The organism is Pseudomonas sp. TE21435 (assembly GCF_056279265.1).
Genome location: NZ_JBWBQZ010000001.1, coordinates 1,226,270 through 1,251,506, shown reverse-complemented (window position 1 = coordinate 1,251,506; position 25,237 = coordinate 1,226,270). Strand labels below are relative to the sequence as shown.

Sequence of the window (25,237 nt, the reverse complement as noted above, 5' to 3'; positions counted from 1 at the left end):
CGGCAAAGGCGATTGCCGCGCCGCGGAGCGTTCCAGTGGTGCGCCGCGTTACTGGTAGGCGAGGGTAAAGTTGGCGAAGGTCTCGAAGCTACCTGGGGTGATCTCGGCAGCTGCGTCAGGGTTGCCGTTCTTCCCGGCGACCATGTCGCCTTGCAGGTAGGCATTGAACAACAGCGAGGTATCGCCATCGGACAAGCTCTGTGCCGGCGATTCGCTGCCAAGCTTGATCAACGCGCCGGTGTGGTCGGCAATCGCCAGGCTGGCGCCGGTGGCCGAGCCTTTGATTGCCAGCAGTTCGGGGTTGGCGGCAGGCGAGCCGGTGAAGGTCGCGGTGGCGCTCTTCAAGGCGCCAAGGTCGCAGCCTCGCAGCTCGATCTTGAATGGCGTGAGCCGGGACTTGCCGCCGTTCTTCAGGTCTGCGTTGGCGATCTGGTCCATGTCGATCGTCTGGTATTGCGACTCCTGGGCGATGGAGCAGGGCGCGTCGATAATCGCACCCTTGAAGGTAATGACACCGTGCCCCTGATCCTTGGCGACACTCGCGGTCGACAACGTGGCCAAGCTGACTGCCATGATCGCGCCGGCCAAAGTACTGACTTTCATTTTCACACTCCTGTATTGACGTAGACGTCCTCGAAGGGGGTTCGATGGAACGTGCTCGAAACGCAGACCAGCAACGTTCGAGGTGGCGCCAGTCTAGGAATGGGAGGGGAGGAATGGAGTAGGACGTTGCCGACGCACCCATAGGAAACTTCCTACAGGCGAGGAGGTGGAGTCTGTCAGGGAATCAACGCATTGCGCTTGGCGAACTCGGCCAGGTCCACCAGTGACGGAACGCAGAGTTTCTGCAGAAGACGTGTCTTGTAGGTGCTGACGGTCTTGTTGCTCAGGAACAGCATTTCACCGATCTGTTTATTCGAGTACCCCTGCGCCAGGTACTGCAGCACGGTCATCTCGCGGTCGGTCAGTGCGCGGATCTGCTCCAGCTCGGTCAGGTTTTCCGCAGGGTTGACACTGTCAGAGGGCAACGACGGGTAGAAGGTGTAACCCGAGTCCACGGCCTTGATCGCGGTAATCAGGCTGCTCAGGTCCTCCTCTTTGTTGACGAACCCCCGAGCGCCCAGCTGGATGCAGCGGCGACACACGGCATCGGCGGTCTGCGAAGTCAGCACGAGGATCTCGCTACGTACTTTCAACGCCTTGATCCGGGTAATCACGCTCAGGCCGTCCAGCTTCGGAATACCGATATCGAGCACTACTACCTGCGGCGTCAACTCACGCACCATCCGCACCGCATCAAGGCCGTTGTCTGTTTCGCCGACTACACGCATGCCGTGCTTTTCCAGCAATACCCTGACGGCAAGGCGAATGACCGGATGGTCGTCAACAATCAATACACTGTGCATCTTTCTAACCTTCAATACCCAAACAGGATGGTGCGGTGGCGTTTTGCTTGCACAGGGTAGCACTATCGGCTGCGCGAGAAAGGGCCGAGGCTTGTGGAAGTACAGTGTAGGAATTTTCCTAAAAAAACTTAGGAAAACTCATATGGAGATGGTACTGAGCCGTTCTCAGACTGGCTTTCCCCCTGCAGGAATGACGGCAATGCAACCTCTAAGCATTTTGGTGCTGGAAGATGAACCCTTCCAGCGCCTGGTTACTGTGACCGCGCTACAAAAGCAGTTCTGCGGCCCGATACTGCAAGCCGCGGACGGCGAACAGGCCATGGCGATACTCCACCAGAGCAGCGGTATCGACATTGTGCTCTGCGACTTGCGAATGCCGGGCACCGACGGCCTGGCATTCCTGCGCCAGGCCAGCCTCACCGGCAAGGTGGGGGCGGTGGTGCTGTGCAGCGAGCTGGACTCAGTGCTGCGCCAGGCCACGGTGGCGATGATCCACTGCCTGGGCCTGCCGTTCCTTGGCGACCTGGGCAAACCTTTCAGTCTCGAGGGGTTCAGCGGGTTGCTCGGACGTTATCGCGCGTATCGGCAGAGCACGGCCGCCCCCCTCGAGGCCATCGAACTGGCCACGTTGCGGGATGTACAACAAGGGCTGGACAACGGCGAGTTCGAAGCCTACTACCAGCCCAAGGTGAGCTTGCCCGGGCAACGGGGCATGGGCGCAGAAGTACTCGCTCGCTGGGCCCATCCCCGCTGGGGCGTGCTGACACCCGCGCATTTTCTGCCGGTGATGGAGCAGAGCGGCCTGGTTGATCAACTTTTCTGGCAACTGCTCAGACAAGGTCTGAGCCTGTCCCGGTTGCTGGCGGCGCATGGCAAGCCGGTCAACCTCGCCTTCAACCTGCACCCCGCGCAACTGGCCTGTGACTGCCTGAGCGAACGGATATCGGCGCTGCTCAAGCAGTTGCGGGTACCGCCGGCGCAGGTAACTTTCGAAATTACCGAATCCAGCCTGATCAGCGTTCCGGCAAAGAGCCTGGAGAATCTGCTGCGCCTGCGCATCATGGGCTGCGGATTGGCCATGGATGACTTTGGCGCTGGCTACTCGTCCTTGCAGCGGCTTGGCGAGTTACCCTTCAGCCAGATAAAGCTCGATCGCAGCTTTGTGCAGCGAATGCAAAGCCTGCCTCAGGGTGAGGCAATCATCAGTTGCGCCATCGCGCTGGCTCGCGCCCTGGATCTTTCGTTGGTCATCGAAGGCGTGGAAACGTCCGAACAGTTGGCGCGCCTGGTCGAACTCGGTGCGACCTTTGCCCAAGGTTTCCTGTTCGCCCGACCTATGCCGGAGCGGCTTTTCATCGAGTACTGGGGAAGTGCGCGGCAGGCAGATGAAACCGACGACTGTGCGCTATGATTTGTTCAGTCAGGAAGACCGATCAACGGCTCACAGCCATCATTGATGAATCCCCTTCAATCCATTGCTCCCTTCGGTTTTCTATCCCCCATGCTTCCACGGTTTCCATGGCTGTACCCATGCCTGATTCTGTTCTGCGCCCAACTGACGGCAGCAACGCTACCTGTGCCGCAAGCGCTCACGGGGTTGCTTGCCGCCGAACACTATCCCGTCAACCTGGCGGCCGAAGACTGGCAATGGTTGCGTCAAAAGGCTGAACTCAGGATCGGTGTTTCGCCCAGCGAGGCGCCACCTTTTTCAGTGAGTGCCGAAGGCCATCGTTACGAAGGCATTAGCGCCGATGCGACGGCTCTGGTTGCGCAGTTACTGGGGTTGCGGGTGAAAGCGGTGACGTATGCCAGCGACCAGGATGCCCTGCAGGCACTACAGGCCGGTACCATTGACGTACTCAGCCGTCATGCCAGCCCAGCACCATCCGACACGTTGATCTTCAGCGCCCCTTACGCGAGTGATCGCCTGGCGGTGTTCAGGCCCAGCGCCGAACCTCGGCATTCGCCGCCCGACCTGGCCGGGCTGCAGGTGGCCGTGACAGACGAGCATGTCGAGGCATTACGCGAGCGCTTTCCCCGTGCGCAGTTCAAGGTGAGCGCCGACCCGGGCCAGGCAATCGCGGCAGCGGCGTTCGGGCAGGCCGATGTCTATCTGGACGATCTGTATAGCGCCTATTACCAGATCAACCGATCCTATTACGACTATGTGCGCTTCGAACGCTTTGTCGATGTGATCTCTGCTGACTACCGCTATGGGCTGCGTGCGGACAACACACGTCTGCAGCGACTGCTGGACACTGCCATCCATGCCATTGGCAATGAGCGGATGGGCGCCTTGGCCAAACGCTGGGTTGGCAACAGTTTCATTCCCGGCGAGACGCCACTGGAGCTGACCTCGGAGCAGCGGCGCTGGATCGAGCGTCATCCCGTCGCACGGTTGGTGATCAACGATGATCTGGCACCTGGTGCCTATTTTGACGCCAAAGGCGTGTTCACCGGTGGTATAGCCGATCTGCTGGAAGTCATTACCCTCAGTACCGGGCTGCACTTCCAGGTAGTCTCGCGCGGAGGTGGCTTCCCTGAGATCATCGATGCTGTCCGCCAGGGTGACGCGGACCTGGCGATCATGACCGCCAGCCCGACACGTGAGGAGCACCTGCGTTTCTCGCGCCCTTTGCTGGGTGGCCCGTTCGTGTTGCTGCGCCGTGCCCGGGAGCAGGCCTCTGCGATGAGCTTGGCCGACAAGAAGGTGGCCATTCCCACTGGGCATGTCGCTATTCCTCGTTTTCGTGCGACCTTTCCGCATGCCAGGCTGATCGAGGCAGGCGGTTCATTGGACTCGATGAACCTTTTGTACCAGGGCAGGGCGGACGCCGCAGTGGTGTCCTTGCCAGCTGCGCGGTACTACAACGAGCGCCTCTTCGATGGCCAACTAGCGATCGAGCGCGCGCTCGATATCGGCCCGGCGACCGTCAATTTCGCCATGCGCCGAAGTGATGCCGAACTGCAGTCGATCATCGACAAGGTCCTGCGCGACGTGGCGCCCGATGAACTCAATGCGATTTCCAACCGTTGGCGCTCCCCGCCCGGCATGAGCGGGGAGACCTGGGTCGATTACCAGTGGCTGATCGTCGAGATCATCACCGGTGCCGCGCTGTTGCTGGGGCTCTCCCTGGTATGGGTGGGCTACCTTCGTCGCCAGGTCAGGGCCCGGCTGGTCGCCGAACGGCAGCTCGGCGACCAGTTGCAATTCGTCCAGGCCCTGACCGACAGCATGCCGCCGCCGTTGTATGTGCGCGATGTAAAAGGGCGCATGCTGTCGTGCAACCGCAGTTACCTTCAGGCCGTTGGCCTGTCTGCTGCCCAGGTACTGGAGCGCAACGTGCGCCAATTGCCGGCAGGGCACTTCGAGCGCTCGGGTGATTTCCAGCGTAACTACCTCAAAGCCATGCGTGATGGACAAACCATCGAGACGGTCTGCACCTTCCAGTTGCAGGGCCGGGAGGTGTGGGTCAACCACTGGATCCAACCGTTCAATGACTCAAAAGGTGTCACCAAAGGGGTCATCTGTGGCTGGCTGGACATCACTGAGCACCGCCAGCTGGTGCGCCAACTCGAAGAGGCCAAAGACAGCGCTGACGCGGCCAGCCGCGCCAAGACCAGTTTTCTGGCGACAATGAGCCATGAGATCCGCACGCCGATGAATGCGGTGATCGGCATCCTGGAGCTGGCGCTCAAGCGCGCCGACAGCACGCCGATCGACCGTGCCAGCATCGAAATCGCCCATGGTTCGGCCAAGAGCCTGCTGTCCCTGATCGGCGACATCCTTGACATCGCACGCATCGAATCCGGCCATCTGAGCCTTTCGCCCAAACGCGCCAACCTGCGTGAACTGGCCGAGTCGGTGGTCCGGGTGTTTGAAGGGCTGGCGCGTCAGAAACGCCTGAACCTGTCGCTGGATGTCGACTCCAGTATCAATTGCGATGTACTGATCGATGGCCTGCGCTTCAAGCAGCTGTTGTCGAACCTGGTCAGCAATGCCATCAAGTTTACAGAGGAGGGGCGCATCAGCATCCGCATGGGTGGTGTGCTGGTCGAGGATGCTGTACTCCAGGTAGCTCTTGTGGTGGAAGATACTGGCGTGGGTATAAGCCCAGCCGAGCAGAGCCGGTTGTTCCAGCCCTTTGCTCAGGTCAAGCGCAATGTTCAGCATCTTGAGGGCTCCGGGCTTGGCCTGGTGATCTGCCGCTCGCTGTGCGAAATGATGGGTGGCCAGGTAAACCTGAGCAGTGAGCCCGGCCGTGGCACGCGAGTGGCGGTTGACCTGCGCCTGCAGGTGCTGGAGCGCATGAGTGGCGCTGTCGCGCCATCGCCCGAGCCGGCTTGTCAGGTCTGCTGTCTGCAGGTGTTGGTGGTGGATGATCACCAGGTCAATCGCCAGGTGCTGCACCAGCAACTGCAGTTCCTCGGCCATGAAGTCATCCAGGCGCAGGATGGCCAGCAGGCCCTGGCATGCTGGAGCGCGCAAGCCTTCGATATTGTCATAAGCGACTGCCACATGCCTGTCATGAGCGGTGTGGAACTGGCGCGGGAGATTCGGCGACAGGAACAGGAGAAAGGGCTTGAACGCACCGTGATCATCGGTTTGACTGCCGATGCCCAGCCTGAAGAAATTGAACAGTGCATACAGGCCGGCATGGATGATTGCCTGATCAAGCCTATAGGACTGGATGAGCTCGGCAGACGCCTCGCTGCCTTGGGCACATCTGGCGAGCCTTCAAGCATGCCTGGACCTGCGCCACTGCCGATGCGGCACGCTGAGAGCCCATTGCTGGATCTGGGGCCTCTTGAGGTGCTGGTAAGCAATCAGCCAGCCAAGTTCCGCGAGATTCTTGACAAGCTGGTTGGCAATAACCGTCGGGATAGCCAAGCGCTTGGCCGATTGCTGGAGGAGGGGGCTACCGGGGCCCTGGCCGAGCTTGCGCACCGGATCAAGGGCGCCGCACGTGTAGTCAAGGCGCAGCAGGTGGTAGAGAGTTGCCGGCAACTGGAGTGGCTGTGCCAGAGCACCGATATCAGCGTTGCGCGCCTTGCGCAGGCGGTCGAGGACGTACAGTCCGCCATCGATGCACTGGATCAGGCGCTCATGTATCTTCGGAAATTTCCTAGTGATGGCTCGGATACTGCCTAGGTAATCACAGCTAATTGCCTACGTACTCTGTACGTCCAATGTGCCAGGCAAAGATTGTGATGAGCAAGTCGACAAGGTACTCCCGCTTCGCCCTGGCCATCATCGTCGCGACGGTGATCGGCAGGGCGCAGGCGGTCACCATCGTTTCGGATGAAAGCCGCATCGAACCGGGGGGAACCCGTTACTATTTCACGGTCACCGACTGGAACAGCGGGGGCGGAGCGTACTGTACCGATCTCAGGGCGGTCAGTTGTAACCTGAGCATCCATGGTGTTCACGGAGCAGGCAACTACATGAGGATGATCTCCAGTGGAAACTACTGGAGGTTGACGCCCTCGACCTCGATGAGCAGCATCTACAGCCAGTTGAGCACGCAGGGCTTCAGGATCCCTTTCCATGGATCGGTACTCGTCCCCAAGACCACGACCATCGATGACCGGTTCTGCATCTCGTTCACCGAAGGTTATTCGTACGAAGGCTCTGGTGGCTTCGTGGTTCCTGTAGGCCCCTGTACCAAAGTCAAGAAACCTGTGGTGCAGTGCCAAATCAATGGTTCTCCGCTCATTGATCACGGCACTGTGAAAGACACAGAGGTCAATGGCCACGAAGCGGCGACACAACTGCAACTGGCTTGTACCAATGTATCCAGCGTCACTGTCACGTTGAGCAGGGATGGCTCGAAGGGTGTGCGCCTGAGGTCCGACAACAGCCTGTACTCGCAGCTCACCATGAATGGCTTGGACGCCTCGGCAGGCCTGCCTGTCGCGGTGGAAGAGGGCAGTCCTGCGCGGCTCCTGATGAAGTCAAGACTGGTTGGCAGCGGCTTGGTCACTCCGGGAGAGTTTTCCGGCTCCGCGGTAATGACCGTTTCCATGCCCTGAACCACGGTACCCTTCACACCCGAAAGCGCGACACACTGGCCTGCATGCCCTGGGCAATCTCGCCCAGCCGCTGCGCCGCCGAGGCCAACTGCCGCGTGGTGTCGGTGCTGTCCCGCGACATGCGGGCGATCAGCTCGACCTGCTGGGCGACATCCTGACTGGCCCGGGTCTGCTCGCCGATGGTCTGCGAGATTTCTTCGACCACCGACGCGGCGCGGCGGGCGCCTTCACGAATCTGCTGGATCGAGTCGCCAGCCTGGGTGGCCAGCTCCACGCCGGCGCGGACCCGGGTGACACCGGTCTGCATGCTGTCGACGGCGTTGCCCGTGCTTTGCCGGATACGTTCGATCATGCCGGTGATCTCCCGGGTCGACTGCGCCGTGCGCCCGGCCAGGCCCCGCACTTCGTCGGCGACCACGGCAAACCCGCGCCCGGCCTCGCCGGCACGGGCGGCTTCGATGGCCGCGTTCAAGGCCAGCAGGTTGGTCTGCTCGGCGATGGTGTTGATCACCTGGATGATCGAATGGATTTCTTCTGAGCTTTGCCCCAGCACAGTGATGGTTTCAGAGGACCGGTTGACCGCTTCGTCGATCCCCTGCATGCCGCCAACCACGTTGAGGATGACCTCGCCGCCGTCGCTGGCCAGGCGCTCGGACTGCCCGGAGATGGCCTGCGCATCGCGGGCGTGGTCGGCGATCCGCGCCAGGCTGGCGATCATCTGCTCGGTGGCCGAGGCCATGCTCACGGCGCTGTCGGACTGCTGGCTGGTACGCTGCACCAGGCTGCTGGAGGCCTGGCCCAGTTCATCGGCCACTTCGCGCAGCAGCAGGTTCTCTTCATGGATGGCCTTGATCATATTGCCCAGGCTGTCACGCATGTCCGCCAGCGAACGCAACAGATGCCCGGTTTCGTCACGGTCGTGGACCTCGATCGCGGTGGTGAGGTCGCCCTGGGCGATACGCTCGGCAACCGCCATGGTCTGGCTCAATGGCCGCAGGATCGAGCGCAGCAGCAGGAAGGTGCACAGCACCAACGCCAGGGTCGCCAGGATCATCCCGGCCACCAGCACGCTGATGCCCTGATGCAGGGTGGCGGTGCTCTGTTCGCGGCTCTTGTCGGCATTGCCGGCGATCAAGTCGCTGAGGGTGCTGTTGCGCTGCTCCAGCTCCTTGAAGGCGGCGACGAAGGCCGGTAGCTGCGCCTGGGCCTGTTCAGGCGACTGCAATGCCAACTGAATGATCGAGGTGGCGCTGGCGATGTAGTGGTCGAGGAGGGGGCCCAGGTCGTTGATGGCCTGGTGCAGGTCAGTGTCCAGAGGCAGTTCCAGGTTGCTTTGCACGACGCTGCGGAACCACTTGGCGTGCTCGTCGAGGTCGGCCAGCACCTGGTTGGCGGTGTCGGTATCGCCCGGCTTGACCAGCAGGGCGGCCAGCACATCGGCGCGCAGCGCATCGTGCATCATGTCGCCTTCCATATGATTGCGCAGGGCCGCCATGCTGGCCTCGCTACGTTGCAACGCCTGGTTCTGGTCATGCTCGGCGAGCAGGCCGCTACCGCCGAGCAACAGGGCGGCGAGGATGCTGACCAGACCGAACCCGATGGTTTTCTGGCGAATGTCCATTTTCGAACAGGCTCCGTGGGGTGGGTTTGGTGAGCATAGATGGTTGGAGGTATTTCGCTGGCCGGAACAGGTCTGTGGAGGAGGGTAGGCAGTAGGCTCATGCCACGGCTTCAGAATTTCCTGGCTTATATATAACTCAACTAAATGTTTATTTAGTTGAGTTATACTTTATGGTTATTAAAAGCTGAGTAGGGCGCAGGGACGTGTTGCAGGAATCTATTAAGCGTGTGAAGTTTTCGCCCAACTCGCTTACCTTGGCAAAAACATCAAAGGAATGAGACACCTTCATGCGTCGATTCGCCGTGTTACCGCTGTTGCTTGCCCCCATGATCGCCTGGGGCGATTGCACGCAGCACCTGCAAACCTGGGCCCAGGACCTGCATCCAACCTTGGAGCTCGCCACCGAGTTTGTGGTCTGCAAGGTCAATCCCGCAGACGCCAGTCAGGTGCTGGCAGTCTTGCCTTTGATGGTGAACGTCGATGAATACGGGCAAGGCGATTACGGCCTGGATGTGCTGGTGGCCGATGCCGCAAGCGGCAAGGTCATAGCCCACAGTTACCAGGAGGCTGCGATCGCTTCCGACGCGGTGCGGTTTTCAGGCCTGACGCTGGACACCGCACGTTACCAGGTCGCGCCCGGACTGCGGGCATTTGGCGTGCGCATCAGTCATACAGGCTCGTCACGGGTCAATCCGTTCGGCAGCGAAACCCTGAATCTCTACGTAACCGACGGTTCGCAGTTGCGGCAGATCATGGGGCAGTTGGTGGTAAGCGAGAGCAATGGCGAATGGGACGGTGTCTGCGCCGGTGAATTCGGCGAGACGAAGCGGACCCTGGCGATTGGCAAACCTGGCAAGGATGGATTCAGCCGATTGCGGGTTACCGAGGTTTCGACTGGCAGGCAGGCCGTTCTCAAGGGCGAGGATGACTGTGAAGAAATGGAGGTCAAGTCGAGGACGAAGACGTTCAGCCTGGATTATGACGGCGGTCGGTATGGAGTACCGAAGGAATTGACGTACCAGTGAGCTGGACTGGCAATGGGGCTTTGATGGAGGCTGAAATCTGGCCTCCCTCTGGGCATGGTGTTCAATACGAACTTACGCATAATGTATATTATGTTAAATAACGTATTATGGGAGGTGACCTCTTGAGTCGATCACCCCATGGTTTGTATCTGCCGGATTACGCTCGAGCCGCCGGCGCCATCTCGATAACTGCGCAGCGCCCCTTCGTCCGCACCTTCTGCACCAGTCGCGCTCTGTTGACGAACACATCGATCTGACAGCTGCCTGAGTGCTGCACGTCTTCCCAGTATTCCGTGTGCACAAGCTGTCCGTTCTGCGGCCCCGTGTAAGTACCCGCGGCTTCACGTGTGACATAGCTGCTGTCGCGCACATACCTGAGCACGACCAGATCCTCTTCCGGCACCACCATGACCTGCCGTGGCACGCCGAAGAAATCGATCAGCTCGCCCACCGGGCGATCTTTCCAGGCACTGCTGGCTTCCAGCGATGCGCAGCCGCTGAGCAATGTGGCCAACAGGCCCAATGCGAACAATCGGTTCATAAGGTCTTCTCCCTGGAGGCCGCTTTACTTGGCAGACATCTGTGCGAACCCTTCGTCGATCTTCTGCATGATGGCTGCCTTGGCAGCCTCGCGGTTCAATATCTGGAACAGCTGTGGCCCTGCCTTGGCTATTTGCGATGCCGGCATCACACCCAGGCGCTCCATTTTCCGGGCCTGGCGGTCAGCCGGTTTGCACAGGAAGTCGCGGCTTTGCGCCAACCAGGTGTCAGGTTTGCTCTGCCATTGACTGGAATACTTGGCGTTGTGCAATTCATTGAAAACACTGCGAAAATCCTGCGCACCCATAATGCGTACACGGTTCTTTGCACAGTCGATTTCGACATCGTACGCCGTAAAGTTGGGTTTGCCGGGCTCTTCGTAAAGCTGATAAACGCCCAATGATTTCGCGCCACCTGGGCGATTGAAGATGTTATTGGGGTCGCCGTCTGCGACGAACACCTGGTTCTTGCCCAAGCCACCTTGGTAGTGGACTACCCAAAAGTCGCCCATCAGTACATCGCTCGCCTGGGCAGCGAGGACATTGCATACAAAGGCGACAGGCAGGAGCTGCTTCTTGAACACGATCATGGGGGGCAGTCCTTTGCCTATTCTTCGAGGCGATAGTTTCTCGCCTGAACATAAGGCAAAGGGCTATCTAGTACATCCGCCCTATGCACCGCTGATAGCGCAGCGGCCACCCCATTCGGGTCTTGAGCGCCCTCCTCTGCAGCCTCGCCGAAAGTCCCGACGCCAGTTGCGCATGATCCGTGTATCAGGGGACGATCTGTCAAAACCGTGTCGTCGATTAGGAGCCGTGCAACGCCCCTGGATTCAGGACACTGGCCGTAACCACGAAGCCAGCACCTGCGGGTGCTTCTCGAACCAGGCGCACGCTGCTTCGTCAGGGCTCGCGCCGCAGCGGTTGATGGCGTGGTCGAGCTCGGCCACGATGGTGTTGTCCAGGCGGATGTTGTCGAGCACCTGCAGCTGTGCGGCACTGAAACCCGATAGCCGGTCGTCCCGTGCAAGCAATACGGCCCGGTCAACGCTGCCCAGCAAACCCTTGGGGTCCTTGAGCTCGCGGATCCGATAGCTGTGATGCAGGAACTGCGGGTGCCAGAGCGGCACTATTCCCCACTTGCCCTCACGCACCAGTTGCTCATAGGCGGCGACGCATTGCTCCTGGGTCCCGGTACGGAAACTGTACCCGGCACTCACCAGGTCATAGTCGACCATCATTTTCAGGGAGAAGCGGGTAATGCCGGCGCCCGCCCCTATACCTTGAATCTGTTTGTGCACGCGTGCGCTGACGCTGGGGTCAAGCAGGTCCTCCACCGACGCGACCATCGATTCCGGTACATAATCGGGAACCCCCCATAATGCATAGGGCGTGTAATGCAGCCCCAGCTCACGGGTTGCTACCTGTTCCTCCACCTGTGCCTTGTAAAGTCCATGGCTTGAAGGTATCCACGCCGACGCGAGCATGTCGATCGCGCCCTCGCGCAGCCGCTCGAAGTTGCGCTCGTGCGGCGCGCTGGAACGCTCCACCACGAAGCCCATGCGTTGCAACACCAGGGCCACGACCGCTGCTGTGGCATGGTGAAAAGACAAGTCGGTGACGCCGAGCCTTACCATGGTTGCCCCTCTATCTTGTGTGTGCCCACGCGCCAATGCCGCTGGCAGCAAAGCCACAGTGGCCAGGGCCTGGATGAATTGTCTGCGCTTGACCGGTCGCATTGCCCGCACCCTCAGGGATGGGGCGCAACGGCAGATGAAACCGGGTCAAGGAAAATCAGTTGCAAGGGCTCCGCCAACAGCTGGTCGGCTTGCTCGGCAAAACGCTGGAAGTGTGCGGTGGCCAGGTGCGTGTCCAGGGCCTGCTGGTGGTCGAACGCCTCGCGCATGTAGAACGTCCCGGGCTCGTCGCTGCGTTCGAACAGCATGTAGTCGCGGTTGCCGGGCTCCGCTCGGGTTGGCTCGATCAAGGCCAGCAAGGCCGCTTTCAGTGCCGGTGCCTGGCCCTGCCTGGCCTTGAGGATGGCAAGGGAAACAAGGGGGTGATCCTGTCGGTTCATATCGTGCTCCTGGTCGGTTGTCCAAGGCAGGCGCGGTAAGGCCTGCCTCGAGGTGTGTGTCAGTGTCTGCGGGCAGCTCGCCCGGAGTAACCTGGACTGCGCGTCAACACTTTCACGGCTGCAGTGAAAATACCGATCACATCTGTGTCGCCCGTGGCTTGCTGGTACAGCGGTAGAGCAAGTTGGGTTCACTGACGATCAACAAGTGCTCAATGGGTCGGTGCCGGCGCCGCATCGATCTTCAGGCGCATCAAGGCATAGGGTTTCTGCCGCAGGTCCCGCCCGCCTTGGAACAACGCCTGGCGGTGCAGTTGGTTGGCGATGAAGTACAGGTAGCCATCCGGCCCGATCGACAGGGTATCGGGCCAAAGCAGTCGCGGATCATGCACCAACGTCTGCCAGCGCCCGTCCGGCCAGCGCTTGCGGATGGCGTTATGCTCGTAATCGCCGGCATAGACAGCGCCCTCGGCGTCGGCCTCCATCCCATCGGAGGCGCCCTTTTCACCGAGGTCCTCCACGGCTGCGGCAAGCCGTTGCTCGCTGATGGCAGGGTCGCGCAACAAGGCGGTGGACACGGCATACAAGTGTCGGCTCGACAGCGGCGTGAAGTAGAGCGTCTGACCATCGGCTGACAAGGCGATACCATCGGACGCCACCGACAATGGTTTCGATGTGCCGTCCGGCTGGCTCGCCATCAGCGGTGTCCCCTCGACTACCGGAACAAAGCCTGGTGCCACGGAGGTCGAGAGGGCACCACTGAGACGGCGCTCGGCGCGACCGCTGGCGATGTCCATCACGATGATCGCCCCTGGACCGCGCAGCGAGGAGTCGGTCACATAGACCGTGCCTTCGGCGCCATGGCGAAAATCAAAGCGCATGTCATTGACGTAGGTGCTGGGCAACATCACGTTTTCCGGGAACACCAGCCGCTTGACGATTCGATTGCTCGCCAGGTCCACTGCGATCAACTTCGCGCCACCAGGGCGCGGCGCCTGAAACCCCGGTGCCGCAGTGTCCAGCAGCCAGACGCGGCCCCGGCCATCGGCAACTACGCTCTGCACGCTAATCAACCCTTTTGCGGGGTCCTTCGGGTCCTCCTGATTCAACGACAGGTCCGGAAAGGGTCGGACCTCGCCGTCACGAAGCTCGCCGACGGTGAAAGGGACCTTGTCGCCCCAGCGCGGATAGTTGACGAAGATGCGCCCGGCCTCGGTGACGGTGACGCCTGTCGGCATGGCGTCATGGAATGCATGGACCTGTTCGAGCTTGCCGAATGCCCGCTCTGCGGGCGCATGCGCAGATAGCGCATTGGCATCGATAACCTGCGCAGAGGACATACCTGCCGTCAGTGCGGCGCAGAGAAACACGGTTTGTTTAAGCATGCTTGCTCCTGGCGGACCGGATCGGCCGGTCCGCGGTTGTCTGTCAAATAGGTTTCAGAAGCCTTCCAGAACGATCTTGCCGCGCGCCTTGCCACTCTCGACCAACGCATGGGCACGGCGCATGTTGGCAGCATTGATGGCTCCGAAATGCTCGCCCAGAGTGGTGCGCAGGATGCCCTGGTCGATCAGCCCGGCCACGCGCTCAAGCAGCGCGTGCTGGCACACCATGTCGTCGGTCTCGTACAGCGAGCGGGTGAACATCAACTCCCAGTGCAATGACAGCGACTTGCGCTTGAGCGGCATGACATCGAGGGTCTGCGGGTCGTCGATCACACCCAGGCGGCCTTGCGGCCGCAGCACTTCAACCAGTTGCGCGAAGTGCTGATCGGTATGGGTGAGGCTGGCGACATGGCTGACCGACTCGATCCCCAGGGCACGCAGTTGCCCTTGCAGCGGCGCACTGTGGTCGATGACGTGATGGGCGCCCAGTTCGCGCACCCAGTCTGCGGTCTCGGCGCGGGAGGCCGTGCCGATAACCGTCAGGCGGGTCAGTTGCCGGGCCAACTGCACCAGCATCGAACCGACGCCGCCGGCGGCGCCGACGATCAGCAGGGCATCGCCCTCTCCGCCGCCCTCCACGATACCCAGGCGATCGAACAACAATTCCCAGGCGGTGATGGCTGTCAGCGGCAGCGCGGCTGCCTGCGCTGCACCCAGACTGCGTGGTTGATGCCCAACGATACGTTCGTCGACCAGGTGATATTCGCTGTAGCTGCCGGGCCTGGCGATGGAACCTGCGTAGTACACCTGGTCACCTGGCTTGAACAGGGTCACCTGCGGCCCGACTTCACGGACGATCCCGGCCGCGTCCCAGCCAAGTATTTTCGGCTCACGGGTGAAAGTGCCAGAGCGCACCTTGGTGTCGACGGGGTTGACCGACACGGCCTTGACCTCGACCAGAAGGTCCCTTGGCCCAGGGTTCGGCCTGGGCATAAAGATGTCTTGAAGAGACGCTGGGTCTTCAATAGGCAAGCCGTTGTGGATGAAACTGATCGCTTTCATAGGCACTCGCTACTGGATATGGTTTGATTCGTGAATCCAGTCTGGCGTGTCCGGTCCTTGGGAAAAACGGGCCCTGCCCGTGAACACTTTCATTGCAGGAGTGATAATGATCCGTCTCGACGACCTGGGCATCTTCGTTCGCAGCGCCGCGCTGGGCAGTTTTACCGCGGCGGCCCACGAGGCCGATTTGTTGCCCGGCCAGGCGGCCGAGGCGGTCAAGCGCCTGGAGCGTGAGCTGGATGTGCGGCTGTTCGCCCGAACTACGCGCAGCCTGCGCCTGACGGCCGAGGGCGAGCAGTACCTGCCTTCTGCCCTGGCTGCCCTGGAAGCCCTCCGACACGGGCGGGACAACCTGAATCGGGAAAGCGCCCAGTTGAGCGGAACATTGCAGGTGGCCGCGCCCTCCGATCTGGGGCGTAACGTGCTGCTGCCCTGGCTCACGGCGTTTCGTCGCGAACACCCGCAGCTGAACCTGCGCTTCTTTCTCTCCGACCAGATCGCCGATCTGTTCCGTGACCCGGTGGATATCGCCATCCGCTACGGCCTTAACGCCGACGCCAACTATATCGCCCTGCCACTGGCGCCTTGGAACCGCAAGGTGCTAGTGGCCTCGCCCGAGTACCTGGCGCGGCAAGGTGCGGTGCAGGCCCCCGAAGACCTGCGCGAACACCAGTGCCTGCTGTACATGCAGCAAGGCCGGATCTACGACAAGTGGCAACTGGGGGCGCAGACCGTCCAGGTGCGTGGCGCCCTGCTCTGCGACGATGCCGATATCGCCCGGCGCTGGGCCGTGGCCGGCGAAGGGATCACCTACAAATCCTGGCTGGATGTGAGCGACGACGTGCTGGCCGGACGACTCGTCGTACTGTTGCAGGATCACCCCGGGCCGATCATGCCGCTGAGCCTGGTGTGCCCGCACCGCAAGCAGTTGTCGCCTGCGGTGAGGCAGTTGCACGCCTGGTTGTCGTGCCGCTTCGCCGGGCTCGAGCGCGACTGATCAACGGGAACAGGCAACTGGCGAAGAACAGTTTGTTGGCCTGGATCATGATCAGGGCTCCCGTTCACTGGGCATCGATTTCAGCGAACAGGTACACCAGGCAGAAGCCGTCCATGGGCATCACGGGGTTGGACCAGATCATGCGTGTGTGACGGGCTCGCTCGTTGAAGACCTCCACCAACAGGTCCGAAGCCCCATCCAGCGCCTTGGCATGATCGTAGAAGTCCTCGGCCACATTGAGCACGCCTTCGAGCCTGTAAATCTGACGGATCCGGCTCAATTCACCCACCGCATCCTTGAGCTGTGCGATCGCGTTCAACGCCGCCAAGCGGCAGGCCGCATAGCCTTGGCCGAGGTCGAGATCGCGCCCCAGGCGGCCTCGGTACTGCAATTGCCCATCGACCCAGGGAAACTGCCCAGACGTCATCAGCGTATTGCCGACGATGCTCCAGGGTACATAGTTGCCCAGTGCCGGTGCCGGGCTGGGCAAAGTCAGACCGGCAGCTTGCAGGCGTGATTCGGGCGTGTCGAGCATGTTCATGGTGAGGTCCTTGTGCTGTTGTTATTGTCAAGCACGCGCAAGGCGCGCCTGGACGCCATGCCGAGGAAAACTCAAGCAGGAGGCAGGTCGCCGCAGATCCTTGTCGAACCAACGGCGGTCAATCTGGGCTGACGGTGTGAGGCGCTTCAATCTCAAGGTGCGGCATGCTCTGGCCAACAATTCGGCTACCCGGTACGTAGTCGAAGATCATCTCGATGGTTATGCCGTTAGGGTCCTCGAGAAACAGTTGGTGTTCGCCGATTTGTGGTATGACGCGTTCACGAAACGCAATACCCAGGGATTGCAATCGTGCCTGGACTTGCACCAGTCCCTCGCAACGCAGCGACACATGATCGAGCGAACCCGATCCATACCCGCCTGGCTTGTCGCCCAGGTACATCTGAAGTTCCTTTGGGTCGCCCTGGACACTGGCGATGTGCAACAGCGGCTGGTCACCGGCATACATCCAGTAACCCGGGAAAAGAAACCCCGGCCGGGGCCCTGGCACCAGGCCGATCACGTGCTCGAAGAACGCTGCGGTTTCTACCCAGAGCGGGGTGCGGATGGTGAAATGGTCGAGTTTAAGGATGCCCATGAAATCCTCCGGATTGGGGGTAATGCCAATAAGCGAGCCGTTGGAACACGCGGCTCATCGCACCGGTACATCGTGTTGGAGACCGGCATTGCGCGTGTCGAGTCTGGCGTGCTCAGTGCCCGGGATTAATCAGCCCTGCCCATGAACACTTTCATTGCACAAGTGACAATCATCCGGCTCGAAGCACCGGTTATCTTCGTTCGCCACGTCACTGATAGGCGGGATAGTCGCTGTAACCCACTTCGTCACCGCCGAACAGGCGGCTGCCCTCGAACTCGGCCAGCGGCCAGTCATGCTGCAGCCGCGCGGGGAAGTCAGGGTTGGCGACGAAGGGACGGCCGAAGGCAACCAGGTCCACCAGGCCGGCATCGAGCAGCGCCTGGCCGCGCGCCAGGGTATAACGCCCGGCCACGATGATCGCACCGCTGAATTCGCGGCGCAGTTGATGCCGGAAGGGTTGCGGAATCTGCGGTGCGTCGTCCCAATCCGCTTCAGCCAGGTGCAAATAGGCGATACCCAAGGTGTCGAGCGTCTGGGCAGCCTGAAGAATGGTCGGGATCACGTCCGGGCAGTTCATGCCACGGGCGGTGATAAAGGGGGCCAGGCGTACACCGGTACATTGCGCGCCGATCTCCCCGGCGACGGCCCGGGTGACGTCGATCAGGAAACGGATACGGTTCTCGCGGCTGCCGCCATACGCGTCATTGCGCAGGTTCGAGGTGGTGCGCAAAAACTGGTCGATCAGATAGCCGTTGCCGGCGTGGATCTCGACCCCATCGAACCCGGCTTCGCGCGCATGCCGGGCGGCGAGGCGATAATCTTCGATCACCGCCTGGATATCCTCCTGGTTCAAGGCGCGTGGCTCGCTGACATCGACCATCCGCCCTACCCCATCGTCACCGGCCACCCATACCTGCGCATCGGCACGCAGCGCGGAGGGTGCCACCGGCTGGCCATCGTCGTGGAAGCTGGCGTGGGACATCCGTCCTACATGCCACAACTGCAGGAACATGCGCCCACCCTTGGCATGCACGGCATCGGTGACTTGTCGCCAGCCTGCCACTTGCTCGGCGCTGTAGATACCAGGGGTGAAGCTGTAGCCCTTGCCCTGGGGGCTGATCTGCGTCGCCTCGCTGATGATCAGCCCGGCGCTGGCGCGTTGGGCGTAATAATCCGCCATCATCGCATTGGCCACGTCTCCAGGCTGGGTGCTGCGTGAGCGGGTCATCGGCGCCATGACGATGCGGTTGGGCAGCGTGAGGGCGCCGAGTTCGTATGGGGTGAAGAGTTGCTGCGGGCTGGACATGGGAGGCTCCTGGTCAGAGGGGGCTTGGCTGGGGTGCTGGTAGTCATATGTGGTCGAACTTGAAAGCGAGAGACATGGGCGACATTGTCGCGCTCTGTCGGTGTCTGCATGATCATTTATTGGAAATGTGCGATAAATATGGCTTTTGGCACATAACTTTTAAGGAATACTTACAAATGCAAGGGCTGGCTGAGTTGAAAGTGCTGGTCAGAACCGCCGAAGCCGGTAGCCTCTCGGCCGCGGCGCGTGAGCTGGACATCAGCCCTGCGGCAGCCAGCCTCACGCTCAAGCGCCTGGAGTCGCGCCTGGGGGTTCGCCTGTTCGCCCGCTCGACGCGCCAGCAGCGCCTGACTGTGGAGGGTGAGCGCTATCTGGAGGCTGCGCGGCTTGCCCTGGCAGCATTGGACGAAGGAGAACGGGCGATTCGCGGGGGGCAGCAGGGTCTGGCCGGAGTATTGCAACTGGCGGCACCTTCAGACTTCGGCCGCAGTGTGCTGCTGGGTTGGTTGGATGAGTTGCGTGTCTCGCACCCACACCTGCAGATGCATCTGTTGCTCAATGACCGCCCCAATAACCTGTTCGGCGAACCGGTGGATGTCGCCCTGCGGTTCGGCGTCCCGGTCGATTCAACCCTGGTGGCCTTGCCGGTGCTGGAGGCGCATCATCGGGTCGCCTGCGCCAGCCCCGCCTACCTTGCCCGCCAGGGGGAGCCTGCATCACCTCAGGCGCTGGCCGCCCACTCGGCGATCATCTACCAGCGTCATGGGCGCCCCTACGATGTCTGGCGTTTCAGCCGTGGTGACGAGGTCTGCGAGGTCAAGGTCCGCGGCGACTATCGCAGCGATGATGGCGAAGTTGCCAGGCGCTGGGCGCTTGCCGGGCACGGGATCGTGTACAAGGCATGGCTCGATGTCGTCACGGATGTGCGTGCCGGGAGGTTGCGCGTCTTGTTCGCCGGCTGGCAGGGAGAGCCTGCGCCGGTCTACCTGATGTGCCCGCACAGAGCTCAGGTCAGTGAACGGGTCAGGGTCCTTCAGGCCTTTCTACGCGAACGCTGCACGTCGTTGGCCGGGACGCAGGACATCCGCGCCATCTGAATGGTAGGCTGCCTGTCGCTCAAGTCCGAACATTCGAGTAAATACCGCGTTACGCCTACATCAACAAAAACGCGACCTTTCGGTCGCGTTTTTCTGTGCTTTTGCCTTCAATGGAAGGCCAGCAAGGGACTGCCTGCTCTTCACCCAGATGTCCGGTTGGTACGGGGGAATGGACAGTTGCGACGATGGATGAAGGGCTACGCATGTAGGCGGCCTTTGTCCCCAAGAACTCGAATGCATGGCTGGCAACGAACAGGACTTCGTCCACCTCCCCCGGTGTCAGGATAGTTGTCGTGACCCAGGACGTGGTGTAACTGAACAAGCCGAAAGCCCCTTGCGGACGAAAGAGGATGGTTGGTGCTGGCAGAGCTGGCCGACAGCACCAGCGCCGGTGTTAAGGCGTTCTCGCAGCAGGCACCGCAGCCAATACAGTGCGCAGCTACTGTCAGCGCTGTGTGCCCTGCGCATTGACAGCCCAAGGTCAATTTTCTCCCTCGGGCGCCCGAAATGCTTTGCTGTAGTAGCCGGACGAGTCGAAACAGCAAACCTGCTTCTTGCCGGTCGCAAGCATCTCGCAGGCATCACCAATGCGCTTTTCACGTGTCTTGAGTTGTTTCGCTGAAGTAATCCAGTGGATCCAGTCCACCCGCGCGAGGGTCGTCGTAGTGTTCCAAACCTTTTGAGCCTCAGGTGCGGTTGTCAGGGCTTTCTCGAAATCGGCTGGGATATCGGGTTCGGGCTCCTTCTTCACAGGGGCTAGTTCGAGGGTGACGATATCTCCAACAGCCACACCCGCCGCATCGAGTAACTCGCTACTGACCTTCAACCAATGGCTCAACTGCCCATCGGGTTCAAGGGTTGCCCGGAAAGAATGCCCATTGATCGTGCCGTCAACGGACGTCCTTCCCCGCCTAGGAAGCCGCTCACTCGCGTCCCTTGGAAGCACTACGAACGCCCACAACCTGCCATCACCGGGCTTTGCCGGACGAAGAAGCTTGGCTTCGAATCGCGACCTCGCATCCTCTGTTGTCATGGCAGGTTCTCCAACCGTGCGCTCAGTTAACCATCACCTCGTCCAGCGCCTGCTCAAGGGTGCTGACCGTGCGCTCGAGATTGTGCAGCTTGTCGAGCCCGAACAGCCCGATGCGGAAGGTCTGGAAGTCGGCCGGCTCGTCGCATTGCAACGGCACGCCGGCGGCTATCTGCAGGCCGTGGCTGGCAAACTTCTTGCCGCTCTTGATATCGGCATCATCGGTATAGCTCACCACCACGCCAGGGGCCTGAAAGCCTGCTGCGGCCACGCTCTTGATGCCTTTGCGGGTCATCATTGCGCGCACCCGATCACCCAGGGCCTGTTGTTCGTCGCAGACCTTGTCGAAACCGTAGGCCTGTGTCTCTTTCATCACTTCGTTGAATCGCGCCAGGGCGTCGCTGGGCATGGTCGCATGGTAGGCGTGGCCGCCCTGCTCATAGGCCTGCATGATCTGCAGCCACTTCTTCAAGTCGCAGGCGAAGCTGGTGCTTTGCGTCGATTCGATGCGCTCGAGGGCCAACGCGCTGAGCATCACCAGGGCGCAGCAAGGTGAGGCGCTCCAGCCTTTCTGCGGTGCGCTGATCAGCAGGTCGACTGCGCATTTGTCCATATCAACCCAAATCGCGCCTGAGGCGATGCAGTCCAGCACGAACAGGCCACCCACCGCATGCACGGCGTCGCCCACGGCCCGCAGGTACTCATCGGGCAGGATGATCCCTGATGAGGTTTCAACGTGGGGGGCGAAGACAATCTGCGGTTTCTGCGACTCAATGGCCGCCAACACTTCTTCCAGCGGGGCCGGGGCGTAGGCCGCCTGGCGCCCCGTTTCAACCGGCCGGGCTTTGAGCACCGTTGTGGCCGCCGGGATATTGCCCATCTCAAGGATCTGGCTCCAGCGATAACTGAACCAGCCGTTGCGTAGCACCAGGCATTGCTGGCCGGTGGCAAACTGCCGGGCTACCGCTTCCATGCCGAACGTGCCACTGCCCGGGACCACCGCAACCGCCTGGGCGTTGTAGACCTGTTTCAGGGTGGTTGAAATGTTCTTCATCACACCCTGAAACGACTGGGACATGTGGTTGAGCGAGCGGTCCGTGTAGACCACCGAATACTCGACCAGCCCCTCGGGATCGATACCGGGATAAATCTTCGACATGGTGTGGCTCCTTTGGCAGAGATGTCCTTGGCATCGACCCTGCCCTAAGCCATTGCAAATGACAAGATGCATTGAGAGCCCGGCGATAAGCCCCTCAATTACACACCAGCCTTATGACCTTGGCCGCCGCTCCTGCTGCCTGCATCGCTCATAGCAGTTCGGGGAAGGCCACGCCAAGCAGGCCGGGATCTTTCAGGATCGATGCACTGCTGGCGATATCCGGTGCCAGCCAACGGTCCTGGGCATAGGCCGGGACCCGTTCGCGCAACAACCGCCAGGCAATGCTGGTACCGGCGCCAAAGCGCTGCTCCTTGAGGAACTCGAAGGCCTGGGCCGCCAACAGGTACTCGATGGCGAGGATCTGCGTGCAGTTCTCCAGGGCGCGGTGCAGCTTCAGCCCGGCATTGGTGCCCATGCTCAGGTGATCCTCCTGCAAGCCGGAGGTGACGTAGTTGTCGATGACGGCCGGTTGAGCCAGCTGACGGTTTTCGGCACACAGTGAAGCGGCCACATACTGGACGATCATCATCCCCGAGTTCACACCCGGTTGGCTGACCAGGAAGGCCGGCAAACCGCTGACCAACGGGTTGATCAGGCGATCGAGACGACGCTCGGCAATCGCGCCGATCTCGGCCACCGCGATGGCCAGCAGGTCGGCCGCCATGGCCACGGACTGGCCGTGCGGGTTGGCTTGGGAAACCACCCGATACGACTCGGGTGTACCCAGCAACATCGGGTTGTCGGTGGTGGAGTTGAGTTCGGTCTCGATCTGCCGCGCCGCGTGTTCCAGTTGATCGCGCGCGGCGCCATGCACCTGGGGGATCGAGCGAATGCTCAAGGCGTCCTGGGTGCGGATGCCATGGCTGCTGGCAATGATTTCGCTGCCCTCGAGCAGGCGCCGCAAGTTCCTGCCCACGCGCTGCATGCCAGGGTGCGGTTTCATCGCGATGATTTCAGGGTCGAAGGCATCGAGTTGGCCGCGCAGGGCCTCGAAGCTCATGGCGCCGATAACATCCGCCCATTGGCTCAGCCGAGTGGCATCGTCCAAAGACAGGCAGCTAAGGCCGGTCATGCAAGGGGTACCGTTGACCAGGCACAGACCATCCTTGGCACCCAGTTTGATCGGCGCCAGGCCGACCTCGGCCAAGGCTTGCTGCGCCGGCACGATCTGGCCGCGATAGCTGACCTGGCCGACACCCAGCAAGCTGATGCTGATATGGGCCATGTGGGTCAGATACCCCACCGACCCCTGTTTCGGCACCTGCGGGGTGATGTGCTGGTTGAGCAAGGTCAGCAGCGCCTCGACCACCTTGCGCTGAAGGCCGGAGCGGCCCTGGCAGAAGTTGATGATCGCCGCGCACATGATCGCCCGGGTCTGCTCGTCCGACAGCGCGGTACCCACGCCGCAGGCATGGCTGAGCAAGGTGTTGTGCGACAGCTGGCTGAGTTGTTCGTCCTGCAACGAGACATTGCACAAGGCGCCAAGCCCGGTGTTGACGCCATAGGCGCGGTCACCGCTGGAAACGATGCGCTGGACGATCGCCTGGGCGTTCTCGATCCGCGCCCAGGCCGCTGGGTCCAGCTCAAGCTTCGCGCCATGCCGGGCCACAGCCACCACGTCCTGCCAGCGAACGGGCGTGTCGGTGATGATGATCTTTTCGGCAAACGACATACACGCGGTTCCTTATAGCGAAGCTACGCGACGCTGCACGAAACGATCGACGTATTCGTCCGCAGGCTGGTAGAGGATTTCTTTCGGCGTGCCTACCTGGATCAGGCGGCCGTCCTTGAGAATGGCAATGCGGTTGCCGATGCGCACCGCTTCGTCCAGGTCGTGGGTGATGAAAACGATGGTCTTGTGCAGGGTCTTTTGCAGTTCCAGCAACTGGTCCTGCATTTCGGCGCGGATCAGCGGGTCGAGCGCACTGAAGGCTTCGTCCATCAGGATGATGTCGGTGTCGGCAGCCAACGCACGCGCCAGGCCCACACGTTGGCGCATGCCGCCCGACAACTGGTGCGGGTACGATTTTTCGTAACCCTTCAGGCCCACGGTGTTGATCCAGTGCAGGGCACGCTCCGCGCACAGGGCTTTGCTCTCGCCGCGTACTTTCAGGCCGTAGGCGACGTTGTCCAGCACGGTGCGGTGCGGTAACAGGCCGAAGCTCTGGAACACCATGCTGATCTTGCGCCGGCGGAATTCGCGCAGGGCCTGCATGTCGTACTGCAGAATGTCCTCGCCATCGACCAGGATCTGGCCGCTGGTGGGGTCGATCAGGCGGTTGAAGTGACGCACCAGGGTCGACTTGCCCGAGCCCGACAACCCCATGATCACGAAGATCTCGCCGCTGCCGATGGACAACGACAGATCGTTTACCCCAACCACACAACCGGTTTCGGCCAGGACCTGCTCTTTGCTTCTGCTCTGGCGGATCAGTTTCAGGGCATCTTCGGCACGCGCACCGAAGATCTTGAAGACGTTTTTGACTTCGATCTTGTTCATCGTCTGCTTGGCGCTCATTTGCCCACCCCATGCCGTGGCCGGCCATAGGCCTGGGTAATGCGGTCGATCACAACCGCCAGAATCACAATGGCCAGGCCTGCTTCGAGGCCGCGACCCACGTTCAGGGTCTGGATGCCGACCAGGACGTCTTCACCCAGGCCACGGGCACCGATCATCGAGGCGATGACCACCATCGACAGGGCCATCATGGTGGTCTGGTTGATACCGGCCATGATGCTCGGCAACGCCAGTGGCAACTGCACGCCGAACAGTTGTTGCAGGCGATTGGCACCGAACGCATTGATCGCCTCCATGACCTCGCCATCCACCTGGCGAATGCCCAGGTCGGTCAGGCGAATCAGCGGCGGCGCGGCATAGATAACGGTGGCAAAGATCGCCGGCACCTTGCCCAGGCCGAACAGCATCAGTACCGGGATCAGGTACACGAAGCTGGGCATGGTCTGCATGATGTCGAGCAGCGGCATCAACACCGCCCGCAGGCGATCGTTGCGCGCCGACAGGATACCCAGCGGAATGCCGACCAGGACCGAGATCAGCGTGGCCACCAGCATCAGCGCCAGGGTCTGCATCAGCTTGTCCCAGAGCCCGACCGCACCGACCAGGAACAGCAAGCCGACGATTACCACGGTGGGTACGATTCTGCGGGTGGCGTGCCAGGCAATACCGCCGACGATGGCCAGCATCAGCCACCAGGGTGTAGCGCGCAGTAAACCTTCGAGATTGACGATGGCCCACAGCAGGGTGTCGGAAATGTGCCGGAACACGTCACCGTAGTTGGTGACCAGCGCATCGACCCAACCATTGACCCAGTCGGCAATGGAAAACGTGAAGTTCTTGGGAAACATG

22 protein-coding genes and 2 pseudogenes are annotated in these 25,237 nt (G+C 61.2%); 6 read left to right on the top strand and 18 right to left on the bottom strand.

The annotated features are described in order from the left end of the window. Positions 1-48 precede the first annotated feature (48 nt). Together ACZ9C1_RS05700 and ACZ9C1_RS05695 are read right to left on the bottom strand one after the other, a co-directional pair. Complete coding sequence (locus ACZ9C1_RS05700) at positions 49-603, bottom strand: fimbrial protein (RefSeq protein ID WP_102681994.1); 555 nt, start codon at positions 601-603, stop codon at positions 49-51. A gap of 176 nt (positions 604-779) precedes the next feature. Beyond that, positions 780-1,406, bottom strand: a complete 627-nt coding sequence (locus ACZ9C1_RS05695) for a response regulator transcription factor (protein ID WP_102681993.1) — start codon at positions 1,404-1,406, stop codon at positions 780-782. A gap of 199 nt (positions 1,407-1,605) precedes the next feature. Here ACZ9C1_RS05695 and ACZ9C1_RS05690 point away from each other — a divergent pair, with 199 nt between their 5' ends. The 3 genes from ACZ9C1_RS05690 to ACZ9C1_RS05680 are packed head-to-tail and all read left to right on the top strand — an operon-like array spanning position 1,606 to position 7,439. After that, positions 1,606-2,817, top strand: a complete 1,212-nt coding sequence (locus tag ACZ9C1_RS05690; protein ID WP_476254558.1) for an EAL domain-containing response regulator — start codon at positions 1,606-1,608, stop codon at positions 2,815-2,817. 45 nt (positions 2,818-2,862) lie between these two features. After that, the gene (locus ACZ9C1_RS05685) at positions 2,863-6,558 is read left to right on the top strand and encodes a response regulator (RefSeq protein WP_476254557.1); all 3,696 of its coding nucleotides are present in this window, start codon (positions 2,863-2,865) and stop codon (positions 6,556-6,558) included. Between the two features lie 59 nt (positions 6,559-6,617). Then, entirely contained in the window at positions 6,618-7,439 is an 822-nt protein-coding gene (locus tag ACZ9C1_RS05680; protein ID WP_476253712.1) for an MrpH family fimbial adhesin, read from the top strand. A 13-nt stretch (positions 7,440-7,452) separates the two neighbouring features. On the opposite strand, the pseudogene ACZ9C1_RS05675 reads toward ACZ9C1_RS05680, so the two are convergent. Both ACZ9C1_RS05675 and ACZ9C1_RS05670 read right to left on the bottom strand, forming a co-directional pair. Continuing rightward, a pseudogene (locus tag ACZ9C1_RS05675) lies at positions 7,453-8,040 on the bottom strand (methyl-accepting chemotaxis protein); the annotation flags it as partial. Between the two features lie 273 nt (positions 8,041-8,313). Beyond that, positions 8,314-8,493 (bottom strand): annotated as a pseudogene (locus tag ACZ9C1_RS05670) (HAMP domain-containing protein); the annotation flags it as partial. Between the two features lie 854 nt (positions 8,494-9,347). On the opposite strand from ACZ9C1_RS05670, the gene ACZ9C1_RS05665 reads away from it, so the two are divergent. Further along, on the top strand, positions 9,348-10,085 hold the full coding sequence (locus ACZ9C1_RS05665) for a PA3715 family protein (protein ID WP_102681988.1): 738 nt from the start codon (positions 9,348-9,350) through the stop codon (positions 10,083-10,085). 157 nt (positions 10,086-10,242) lie between these two features. Here the strand turns inward: ACZ9C1_RS05665 and ACZ9C1_RS05660 are convergent, their stop codons facing one another. The 6 genes from ACZ9C1_RS05660 to ACZ9C1_RS05635 form a co-directional block, all read right to left on the bottom strand. After that, positions 10,243-10,626 carry a hypothetical protein gene (locus tag ACZ9C1_RS05660; RefSeq protein WP_277504128.1) on the bottom strand — a complete coding sequence of 128 codons (384 nt, stop codon included), beginning with the start codon at positions 10,624-10,626 and terminating at the stop codon, positions 10,243-10,245. 24 nt (positions 10,627-10,650) lie between these two features. Continuing rightward, entirely contained in the window at positions 10,651-11,214 is a 564-nt protein-coding gene (locus ACZ9C1_RS05655; protein WP_277504127.1) for a hypothetical protein, read from the bottom strand. Positions 11,215-11,457: 243 nt separating this feature from the next. After that, positions 11,458-12,261 carry a glycine betaine ABC transporter substrate-binding protein gene (locus ACZ9C1_RS05650; protein ID WP_277504126.1) on the bottom strand — a complete coding sequence of 268 codons (804 nt, stop codon included), beginning with the start codon at positions 12,259-12,261 and terminating at the stop codon, positions 11,458-11,460. A gap of 113 nt (positions 12,262-12,374) precedes the next feature. Continuing rightward, positions 12,375-12,701, bottom strand: coding sequence for a putative quinol monooxygenase (locus tag ACZ9C1_RS05645; RefSeq protein WP_110703443.1), 327 nt, complete (start codon positions 12,699-12,701; stop codon positions 12,375-12,377). A gap of 209 nt (positions 12,702-12,910) precedes the next feature. Further along, complete coding sequence (locus ACZ9C1_RS05640; protein ID WP_277504124.1) at positions 12,911-14,083, bottom strand: L-dopachrome tautomerase-related protein; 1,173 nt, start codon at positions 14,081-14,083, stop codon at positions 12,911-12,913. Between the two features lie 54 nt (positions 14,084-14,137). Beyond that, positions 14,138-15,145, bottom strand: coding sequence for a zinc-binding alcohol dehydrogenase family protein (locus ACZ9C1_RS05635; protein ID WP_476253711.1), 1,008 nt, complete (start codon positions 15,143-15,145; stop codon positions 14,138-14,140). Positions 15,146-15,251: 106 nt separating this feature from the next. Here ACZ9C1_RS05635 and ACZ9C1_RS05630 point away from each other — a divergent pair, with 106 nt between their 5' ends. Continuing rightward, the gene (locus ACZ9C1_RS05630; protein WP_110703451.1) at positions 15,252-16,142 is read left to right on the top strand and encodes a LysR family transcriptional regulator; all 891 of its coding nucleotides are present in this window, start codon (positions 15,252-15,254) and stop codon (positions 16,140-16,142) included. Between the two features lie 64 nt (positions 16,143-16,206). Here the strand turns inward: ACZ9C1_RS05630 and ACZ9C1_RS05625 are convergent, their stop codons facing one another. The 3 genes from ACZ9C1_RS05625 to ACZ9C1_RS05615 all read right to left on the bottom strand — a co-directional run bounded on the left by ACZ9C1_RS05625 (position 16,207) and on the right by ACZ9C1_RS05615 (position 18,584). After that, entirely contained in the window at positions 16,207-16,683 is a 477-nt protein-coding gene (locus tag ACZ9C1_RS05625; RefSeq protein ID WP_258601039.1) for an Atu1372/SO_1960 family protein, read from the bottom strand. A 118-nt stretch (positions 16,684-16,801) separates the two neighbouring features. Further along, the gene (locus ACZ9C1_RS05620) at positions 16,802-17,278 is read right to left on the bottom strand and encodes a VOC family protein (RefSeq protein WP_214501679.1); all 477 of its coding nucleotides are present in this window, start codon (positions 17,276-17,278) and stop codon (positions 16,802-16,804) included. A gap of 208 nt (positions 17,279-17,486) precedes the next feature. Next, positions 17,487-18,584, bottom strand: coding sequence for an alkene reductase (locus tag ACZ9C1_RS05615; protein WP_476253710.1), 1,098 nt, complete (start codon positions 18,582-18,584; stop codon positions 17,487-17,489). A 176-nt stretch (positions 18,585-18,760) separates the two neighbouring features. Between ACZ9C1_RS05615 and ACZ9C1_RS05610 the strand changes: the two genes are divergently transcribed. After that, positions 18,761-19,681: a LysR family transcriptional regulator gene (locus ACZ9C1_RS05610; RefSeq protein ID WP_277504120.1), complete on the top strand. Its 921-nt coding sequence runs from the start codon at positions 18,761-18,763 to the stop codon at positions 19,679-19,681. A 481-nt stretch (positions 19,682-20,162) separates the two neighbouring features. On the opposite strand, the gene ACZ9C1_RS05605 is transcribed toward ACZ9C1_RS05610, so the two are convergent. From ACZ9C1_RS05605 to ACZ9C1_RS05585, 5 genes are all read right to left on the bottom strand, one after another. Then, positions 20,163-20,714, bottom strand: a complete 552-nt coding sequence (locus ACZ9C1_RS05605) for a YdeI/OmpD-associated family protein (protein ID WP_476253709.1) — start codon at positions 20,712-20,714, stop codon at positions 20,163-20,165. 22 nt (positions 20,715-20,736) lie between these two features. Next, a complete protein-coding gene (locus ACZ9C1_RS05600; protein WP_476253708.1) occupies positions 20,737-21,870 on the bottom strand; it encodes a pyridoxal-phosphate-dependent aminotransferase family protein in 1,134 nt (377 codons plus the stop codon). Positions 21,871-22,018: 148 nt separating this feature from the next. Further along, positions 22,019-23,542 carry a histidine ammonia-lyase gene (gene hutH, locus ACZ9C1_RS05595; protein ID WP_277504116.1) on the bottom strand — a complete coding sequence of 508 codons (1,524 nt, stop codon included), beginning with the start codon at positions 23,540-23,542 and terminating at the stop codon, positions 22,019-22,021. Positions 23,543-23,554: 12 nt separating this feature from the next. After that, the gene (locus ACZ9C1_RS05590) at positions 23,555-24,388 is read right to left on the bottom strand and encodes a quaternary amine ABC transporter ATP-binding protein (protein ID WP_102681981.1); all 834 of its coding nucleotides are present in this window, start codon (positions 24,386-24,388) and stop codon (positions 23,555-23,557) included. After that, the gene (locus ACZ9C1_RS05585; RefSeq protein WP_258701588.1) at positions 24,385-25,236 is read right to left on the bottom strand and encodes an ABC transporter permease; all 852 of its coding nucleotides are present in this window, start codon (positions 25,234-25,236) and stop codon (positions 24,385-24,387) included. Before ACZ9C1_RS05585 ends, ACZ9C1_RS05590 begins: the two co-directional genes overlap by 4 nt. Position 25,237 lies beyond the last annotated feature (1 nt).